Here is a 7,325-nt window from a genome sequence, read left to right on the forward strand (position 1 = left end):
CCGAGGGCGCCTGCGCCAGCGCGGGGGGCGCGGCGAGCGCGACGAGGACTGCGGCGAGCGCCGCGCGCGCCGAGCGCGGGGCCTTCCGGGAGAGCGGCGTCATCACGCCCGCGAGGATACCGCACGCCCGCGGCGCGCCGAGGTTAGATTGGGGGCGGCGGAGGGACGGTCCGGATGGCCCGCATCGACATGGAAGACTTCGTCGAGGGGACGGAGATCGCGCGCGTCTACCTCGCGGCGACGCTCGAGGAGGCGCAGGCGGTCGAGGCCGCGCTCGAGGACGCGGGGTTCGAGTTCGCGATCGAGCTCGAGACGTTCGCCTCGCCCACCGCGCTCGGCTCGAACCAGCCGCGCCGCGGCGCCGGCTTCTGGGTGGAGGCGAGCGCCGCGACGGCCTGCATCGGCGCGCTCGAGCGCGCCGGGCACCTGCGCGGCCTCGCGGAGCGCGAGTAGCCGGACCCGGCTACGCGGCCTTCGCCTTGGGCAGCGGCTTGCCCTTCTCGAACGCCGCGTTCGCCCCGAACTTGGCGACGATCTTCTTCTTGGTGTCGAGCCCCGTCGCCTCGATGACGAAGTTCGGGACGCGGCGGGCGCGCGTGTCCGCGACCCAGCGCGTGATCTCGCCGCGGCGGGCGGCCGGAGTGACGCGCCGCGCGACGACGTTCTTGCCGAGCTCGCGCCGGAGGCCCTCCTGCACGAGGTCGCCGACGTGGCGCGCGATGGCCGAGGAGACGCGGGCGACGACCTCGTCGGCCGTCTCGCGGAGGATGTCGTCGATGCTGGACTGGCGTGCCATGCTGGATTGCTCCATTCAGGGAGCCAGGAACATAGCCCGGTGGTCGAAATTGTCCACCGCATTCGTCCGGATTGCCCCCCATTGGACAATGGCTCCAGCGGAGTGGGCGTCCAGGCGACACGGCGCGCCGCGTCGCCTATTCCGCCGTCCGGCCGTCGCGCTGCGCGCGCCGCCGCGCTCCGCCGTTTCCACCCGCCATTCGCCCGCGCAGGCGCTCGAGCGCGGCCATGAGGTCCGGCTTCCCCGTCAGGACCGGCGAGAGCGGGTCCGCGCGAAGGCGGCGCGCGCGGCCCGGGACGTTGCGGAGGGTGAAGCGGGACGGGTCGAGCCGCGCCGTCACCTCGCTCCAGCGCAGCGGCGTCGACACCGGCGCGCCCGGCTTCGGCCTGACGGCGTAGGGCGCGGCGATGGTCTTGCCGAAGCCGTTCTGGAGGAAGTCGAGGTAGACGCGGCCGCCGCGCGCGGAGAGGGCGCGCGCCGTGGTCGCGATCTCCGGGAGCTCCGCCTCGATCGCGCGGGCGAGGAGCTCGCCGAGCGTCCTCGACTGCGCGTGGGTGAGCTGACCGCCGAGCGGCACGAGCACGTGCAGGCCCTTCTGCCCGGTCGTCTTGGGATACGACGGCAGCCCGAGCTCGTCGCAGAGGGCGTGGAGCGCCCGCGCGATGCGCACGACGTGCTCGAAGGGCGCGTCCTTGGGATCGAGGTCGACGACGCACCAGTCCGGGCGCTCGAGCGCGCCCGCCCGGCTCGACCACACGTGCAGCGGGATCGTGCCGAGGTTCGCGATCCACGCGAGGCCGTCCGCGTCGTCGACGAGGAAGTGATCGAGCTCGCGCCCGGCGTCCTCGCCACGGATCCGCACCGTCCGCAGCCACTCCGGCCGCCAGGTGGGCGCGTCCTTCTGGAAGAAGCTCTTCCCGTCGATGCCCTCGGGATAGCGCGTGAGGACGAGCGGCCGGTCCTTCAGGTAGGGCAGCATGAAGGGCGCGATGGCGCGGTAGTACGCGACGACGTCCCCCTTCGTGATCCCGTCCGCGGGGAACCAGACCTTCTCGCCGTTCGTCACCTCCACCCGGCGCGCGGGACGCGCAGGGTGCGGCACGGGCGGCGACGCGTCGTGCGGCGCGCGTGCCTCAGCGGCGCTCCGCGCCGCCGGGATGTCGAGCCACGCCGCGGAGCGGCCCGCGCGGTAGGGAGCGTCGGCGCGCTTCGCGACGATGCCGGCGAGCCCGCGCGCGCTCACCTCGCGCCGGAGCTCCTCGCCGCGCCCCTCGACGTGCTCCGCGTAGCGCACCGGCCCGAGTTGCGGGACGACGCTCGCGAGGAGGCGCTTCCGCTCGGCGAGCGGGAGGGCGCGGACGTCCAGGCCGCCGAGGGCGAGGAGGTCGAAGACGAAGAACGTCGCGGGGCGCTCCAGCGCGGCGCGCGCGACGTCTCGCGGACGGGCGAGCCGTGCGCGCGCCTCGAGCGCAGCGAGGTCGGGGCGGCCGTCGGGCCCGAGCACCACGACCTCGCCGTCGACGATCGCGTCGACGGGCAGCGCCTCGAGCGGCCGCGCGATCTCGGGGTAGAGCGCGGTCGCGTCCTCGCCGCGCTGCGTGAGGAGCGTCGCGCGCGTCCCCTCGCGCCGGGCGACGAGGCGGTAGCCGTCGTACTTCACCTCGAAGAGCCAGCCCTCCCCCTCCCCCCGCAACGGCTTGCCGCGCGGCGTCGCGCGCATCGGCCGGGCGTCGGCCCGCGAGAGCGCCCGCCGAGGCGCGCCGAGCCGCTCCGCCTCCCGCACCGCCCGCTCCGCGCGGCCCTCGCCCGCGGCGAGCTCCTCGAGCAGGCGGCCCGAGAGGACCGACTCCTGCGCGAACTCGCGCCCGGGGCCGGCCCACGCGTCGCCCCGGTGCTTCAGGAGCAGCCACTGCTGCTTGCCGCCCTGGGCCACGCGCGTGCGGACGAGCGTCCACTCTCCGTGCAGCTTGTAGCCGGAGAGCTGGAAGACGAGCTTGCCCCGGGCCAGCCCGTCGTACGGGTCCCCGACCGGGCGCCACACGCCGCGATCCCACACGATGACCGCGCCGGCGCCGTAGTTGCCGGTGGGGATGGTGCCCTCGAAGCCCGCATACTCGACCGGGTGGTCCTCGACCTCGACCGCCATGCGCTTGTCGGCGGGATCCGCCGAGGGCCCCTTGGGGACCGCCCAGGAGCGCAGCGTGCCCCCGAGCTCGAGCCGGAAGTCCCAGTGGAGACGTCGCGCGGCGTGCTTCTGCACGACGAACAGCCGCGGAGCGTCCGGCGCTCGCGCCCCGTCCTCCGCGGGGCCGAAGGGCTCGGGCGTCCGGCCCGGATCGCGCTTGGCGCGGTAGCTGTCGAGACGATCGGGCACGCGCGGCTCGCTCCCTTAATGTAAGGAGGCATGGCGCCCCGCTCGATCGCGACAGGCACGATCTCCTTCGGTCTCGTGTCGATCCCAGTCCGCCTCTACCCGGCGACGCAGCCCTCCGCCTCCATCTCGTTCAACCTCCTGCACGCGGCGTGCGGCTCGCGCCTCAAGCAGCAGTACGTCTGCGCGAAGGAGGGCGTGAAGGTGGAGCGCGACGAGATGGTGAAGGGCTACGAGTTCGCGAAGGACCGCTACGTCACGTTCACGCCCGACGAGCTGCGCGCGCTCGACGAGATCGCCACCCAGACCATCGACATCGCCGAGTTCGTCCCGGCCGCGCAGGTGGACCCGGTGTACTTCGACCGCGCCTACTACCTGGGCCCCGACAAGGGCGGCGGGAAGGCCTACCGGCTGCTCGCCCTCGCGCTCGAGCGCGCCGGCAAGGCGGCCCTCGCCCGCTACGCGGCGCGGGGCAAGCAGTACCTGGTGCTCATCCGCGCGCGCGACGGGCGGCTGGTGATGCAGCAGCTCTTCCACGCGGACGAGGTCCGTCCGATGGACGAGGTCCCCGTGGACGACGCCCAGCCCAAGGACACCGAGATCCAGCTCGCGCTCCAGCTCATCGAGCAGACCGCGTCGGAGGCCTTCCGGCCGGAGCAGTACGAGGACGCGGTGAAGGCGCGCGTCGAGGCCGCGATCGCGAAGAAGGTGGAGGGCCAGGAGATCCAGGTCGCGGCGCCCGCCGAGCCGGCGGCGCAGGTGATCGACCTCATGGACGCGCTGAAGGCGAGCATCGACGCCGCGCGCGGCGAGAGCCGGCGCCCCGCGCGCGCCGCGCCACCCGCGGCCGACGCCGGAGAGCGCAAGGGGGCGAAGCGGGCGCGGCGGGACGCGGACGAGCGCGGCAAGGCCACCACTTCCCGCAAGTGACCCCGCCGTGCGATGGTGGGGCGCGTGTATCGCGCCACCGACGTCGCCCGGCTGCTCGGCCTGCCCGTCGCGGAGATCCGCCGCCTGGCGCGCGCGGGGTTCGTGATGCCGCGCCGCGGACCTCGCAACGAGCTCCGCTTCGCATTCCAGGACCTCGTCCTCTTCCGCGCCGCGGCCGAGCTCGTCCACGCGCAGGTGCCGCCGTCGCGCGTGCGCCGGGCGCTCGGCGACATCCGCGCCAAGCTGCCGCACGATCGGTCGCTCGCCGGGGTCCGGGTGCTCGCCGACGGGCGGAACGTGGTGGTGCAGGACGGCGGCGCGCGCTGGCGTCCGGACACCGGGCAGGTCCTCCTCGACTTCGAGGTGCGCGACGTCGCTCGCAAGGTCGCGCCGCTCGTGCGCTCCGGCCGGCCGCCGGGCGGCGCGAAGCTGGACGCGGACGCCTGGTACCGCTGGGGCTGCGACCTGGAGGACGGCGCGCCCGCGGAGGCGGTCGAGGCCTACCGGCGCGCGCTCGGGCTCGATCCGGACCACGCGGGCGCCCACCTGAACCTCGGGCGCCTCCTGCACGAGGCGGGCGATCCGCGCGCGGCCGAGTTCCACTACCGGCGCGCGCTCCCCGCCACCTCGCAGCGCGCGCTCGCGTCGTTCAACCTCGGCGTGGCCCTCGAGGACCAGGGGCTCGACGACGAGGCCCTGCTGGCCTACGCGCGCGCCATCGAGGCCGACCCCGCGCTCGCGGACGCGCACTACAACGCGTCACGCCTGCTCGAGCGGCTGGGCCGGAGCGCCGACGCGCTCCGGCACCTCGCCGCCTATCGCCGCCTCACCGACACCGGCGCCTGATCCCGGGGTCGCGTGGCGCCCCTGGCGCACCGAGCTCTTCCCCTACTCCCCGCCCCAGGGCGCTCGCGGCGGCCGCCGCGCGGCGCGCTGCTGATCCGGCTGCTGCTGCGGGTGGCGCGGGTCCTGCTCCCACTTCATGCCGAGCGCGGAGATCGCGTTCCGGCTGGCGAGCAGGTCCGACTCGGCCAGCACCTCGGTGTCGGAGAGCCACTTCTTGAGGCGCGCGTCCTCGCCCGGCGTCTCGTCGCGCCAGCGCTGGAGATCCGCGCGCTGGCTGCGCTGGGCGAACTCGACCTGCTGCAGGAACGCGTGGTCGAAGTCGGCGCCGGACTTGCCGCGGAGCTGCTTCATCATCGCGTCGTGAGCGTCGCGCTCGTTCTTCGGGCCCGACATGTCCTTCGGCTTGCCGCCGCGCTCGGCGACGATCGTCCCGAGCTCGCGCTCGACGCGCGCGTCGTCGTCGACGAGCTTCTTGCCGAGGTCCTTCACCTGGCTCGACGCGCCCCGCTCCTGGGCCAGCCGCCCGAGCTCCTGCCCTTCCCGGCTGCGCTGCTCGAGCGTCCCGAAGATCTGCTTCTGGCGATCGTCGATCCGCTTCGCCGCGTCCTGCGGTGCCGCGCCGGGTCGAGCCGGCGCCGGCGCCGGCGCCGGGCGCGGAGCGCCGCCCGGGCGCTGCTCGGGGGCCGGCGGCCAGCGAGGCACCTGCGCGCCCGCCGCCCCGGCAGCGACGAGCGCCGCTGCAGCGAGCGCGCCCTTGATCCTGTAGGTCATGATTCCTCCTCCTGGGAAGAATCTGGACCCTCTTCGGGGGCCGCGGGACCCCTCGGCTGAACGGGCGGACGCCCGTGGACGGGACGGCGGGGCGACTCGCGCGATCCGCCTCGGCGCGCGCAGCGAGCCCGGGCCGGGCGGCGCAGGGGATTCGGGCGCAGCTCCGGCTCACGCGCAACGAGTGGCCGGGGGTGCGACGGGGCGCGGGGCCCGCCGGGCTCGGCGGGGCGCCCGCGCCGCGCGCCGCTACAGCTTGACCTGGATCTCGTACCGCCGGTTCTTCGCCTTCTTCGCGGCCGTGTCGTCCGGCTTCACGAGCAGCTTCTTCGAGCCCATGCCGACCGACTCGATCTCCTCCTTCGGCACGCCCTTCGCGACGAGCTCGCGCTCGACGACCGCCGCGCGCTTCGCGGAGAGCTCGTCGTTGTGCTTCGCGTTGCCGCTCGAGTCCGTGTGGCCGGACACGACGAACTTGAAGTTCTTCACGCCGGCGCCGTTGAGCTGCTTCTTGGCGTCGATGAGCACGTTGGAGAGCCGCTGCATCTTGGCGTCGCAGCCGGGCTCGAGGACGTCCGTGTCCGTCTTGAACGAGCACTGGTTCTTGCGGCCCTCGTCGAGCAGCCGCTTGTTGATCTGCTTCTCGAGCTTCCCGACGGTGGCGTTGCCCGCGGCCTTCTTCGCGACGTCCCAGGGCGTCTGGGCCGAGACACGGGTGGCGCCTGCGAGGGCGAGGATGGCGAGGGCGATCGTGACATGACGCATCGTGAATGTCCTCCGGTTGGGCCCGGATATTGAGCCGGGTCTGGCCCGCATGCAACCCGGGCGCGGCCCCCCGCCGGGGCTGCGGACCTCCAACGACAGCGGCGCCGCGCGCGCACACGCGGCGGGAACCACGGGCGGGCCGGTTCGAGGTCGAGGTCGAGGTCGAGGTCGAGGTCGAGGTCGCACCGCCGTCACCTTCCCGTTTCGCTCGCGGCGCGCGTGGATCGCGCGGCGCCCCGTCCGTCCGGTGGACGACCGCCGCCGTGCGCGCCCGCAGGAGGAGCCGTGCGAGACCGGTCCTTCCCTCTCCTGAAGGCGCACCGACGCAGCCGTCGGCGTGCTCCGCACCTCGGCGGCTCTTGGTCACGCGGGGTGCAGGCCGCGCGCGGCGAGCGGCCTTTCGCCGCCTCTCGCCCGTGCGCATGCTGTTCGCGACGAGGAGGCACTCATGGCGCGAACGAGGTCGCAGACGACGACCGATCACGAGACGATCCGGAGGTGGGTCGAGGAGCGCGGCGGCTGGCCGGCGGAGGTGACGTCGACCGCACGCGGCGCCCCCGGTACCGGGATCATCCGCATCGACTTCCCCGGCTACTCCGGCGAGGGGAAGCTGGACCGCATCGAGTGGGACGACTGGTTCCGGAAGTTCGACGAGTCGGGCCTGGCGTTGGTCTACCAGGACACCACCGCCGGCGGCGAGCAGAGCAACTTCAACAAGCTCGTGGCGAAGGAGACCGCGCAGGCGCGCGCGACCGGACGGCGAACCCCCCGCGCCTCTGCCGGCGCGGCGCGGAAGGGCCGCGCGGCGGGTGCGCGCCGCGGGCGCACGGCCACGGCCGGCCCGGGCCG

General features: G+C 74.5%; 7 protein-coding genes and 1 pseudogene. 4 read left to right on the forward strand and 4 right to left on the reverse strand.

Annotated features, from left to right (window positions below; translation table 11 throughout):
* Positions 1 to 174 precede the first annotated feature (174 nt).
* Positions 175 to 453, forward strand: a complete 279-nt coding sequence (locus tag MNY60_RS22825; RefSeq protein WP_242341418.1) for a hypothetical protein — start codon at positions 175 to 177, stop codon at positions 451 to 453.
* Positions 454 to 463: 10 nt separating this feature from the next.
* Here the strand turns inward: MNY60_RS22825 and MNY60_RS22830 are convergent, their stop codons facing one another.
* The gene (locus MNY60_RS22830) at positions 464 to 796 is read right to left on the reverse strand and encodes a hypothetical protein (protein WP_242341417.1); all 333 of its coding nucleotides are present in this window, start codon (positions 794 to 796) and stop codon (positions 464 to 466) included.
* A 136-nt stretch (positions 797 to 932) separates the two neighbouring features.
* Positions 933 to 3,170 carry a non-homologous end-joining DNA ligase gene (ligD, locus tag MNY60_RS22835; protein WP_242361994.1) on the reverse strand — a complete coding sequence of 746 codons (2,238 nt, stop codon included), beginning with the start codon at positions 3,168 to 3,170 and terminating at the stop codon, positions 933 to 935.
* Between the two features lie 30 nt (positions 3,171 to 3,200).
* Between ligD and MNY60_RS22840 the strand changes: the two genes are divergently transcribed.
* Both MNY60_RS22840 and MNY60_RS22845 read left to right on the forward strand, forming a co-directional pair.
* Positions 3,201 to 4,097 carry a Ku protein gene (locus MNY60_RS22840; RefSeq protein ID WP_242341415.1) on the forward strand — a complete coding sequence of 299 codons (897 nt, stop codon included), beginning with the start codon at positions 3,201 to 3,203 and terminating at the stop codon, positions 4,095 to 4,097.
* 24 nt (positions 4,098 to 4,121) lie between these two features.
* Positions 4,122 to 4,943 (forward strand): tetratricopeptide repeat protein, encoded by an 822-nt coding sequence (locus tag MNY60_RS22845; RefSeq protein ID WP_242341414.1) that lies wholly within the window; start codon positions 4,122 to 4,124, stop codon positions 4,941 to 4,943.
* Positions 4,944 to 4,985: 42 nt separating this feature from the next.
* On the opposite strand, the gene MNY60_RS22850 is transcribed toward MNY60_RS22845, so the two are convergent.
* Together MNY60_RS22850 and MNY60_RS22855 are read right to left on the reverse strand one after the other, a co-directional pair.
* A complete protein-coding gene (locus tag MNY60_RS22850) occupies positions 4,986 to 5,714 on the reverse strand; it encodes a DUF4142 domain-containing protein (protein ID WP_242361996.1) in 729 nt (242 codons plus the stop codon).
* 246 nt (positions 5,715 to 5,960) lie between these two features.
* Complete coding sequence (locus tag MNY60_RS22855; protein WP_242341595.1) at positions 5,961 to 6,476, reverse strand: OmpA family protein; 516 nt, start codon at positions 6,474 to 6,476, stop codon at positions 5,961 to 5,963.
* A gap of 448 nt (positions 6,477 to 6,924) precedes the next feature.
* On the opposite strand from MNY60_RS22855, the pseudogene MNY60_RS22860 reads away from it, so the two are divergent.
* Positions 6,925 to 7,325 (forward strand): annotated as a pseudogene (locus MNY60_RS22860) (hypothetical protein); the annotation flags it as partial.

It is taken from the genome of Anaeromyxobacter sp. SG17 (genome assembly GCF_022690695.1).
GTDB lineage: Bacteria > Myxococcota > Myxococcia > Myxococcales > Anaeromyxobacteraceae > Anaeromyxobacter > Anaeromyxobacter soli.

Bases quoted from the DNA above. Each gene is read 5' to 3' on its own strand.
- MNY60_RS22825 (WP_242341418.1), top strand. From the start codon at position 175: ATGGCCCGCATCGACATGGAAGACTTCGTCGAGGGGACGGAGATCGCG.
- MNY60_RS22830 (WP_242341417.1), bottom strand. From the start codon at position 796: ATGGCACGCCAGTCCAGCATCGACGACATCCTCCGCGAGACGGCCGAC.
- MNY60_RS22840 (WP_242341415.1), top strand. From the start codon at position 3,201: ATGGCGCCCCGCTCGATCGCGACAGGCACGATCTCCTTCGGTCTCGTG.
- MNY60_RS22850 (WP_242361996.1), bottom strand. From the start codon at position 5,714: ATGACCTACAGGATCAAGGGCGCGCTCGCTGCAGCGGCGCTCGTCGCT.
- MNY60_RS22855 (WP_242341595.1), bottom strand. From the start codon at position 6,476: ATGCGTCATGTCACGATCGCCCTCGCCATCCTCGCCCTCGCAGGCGCC.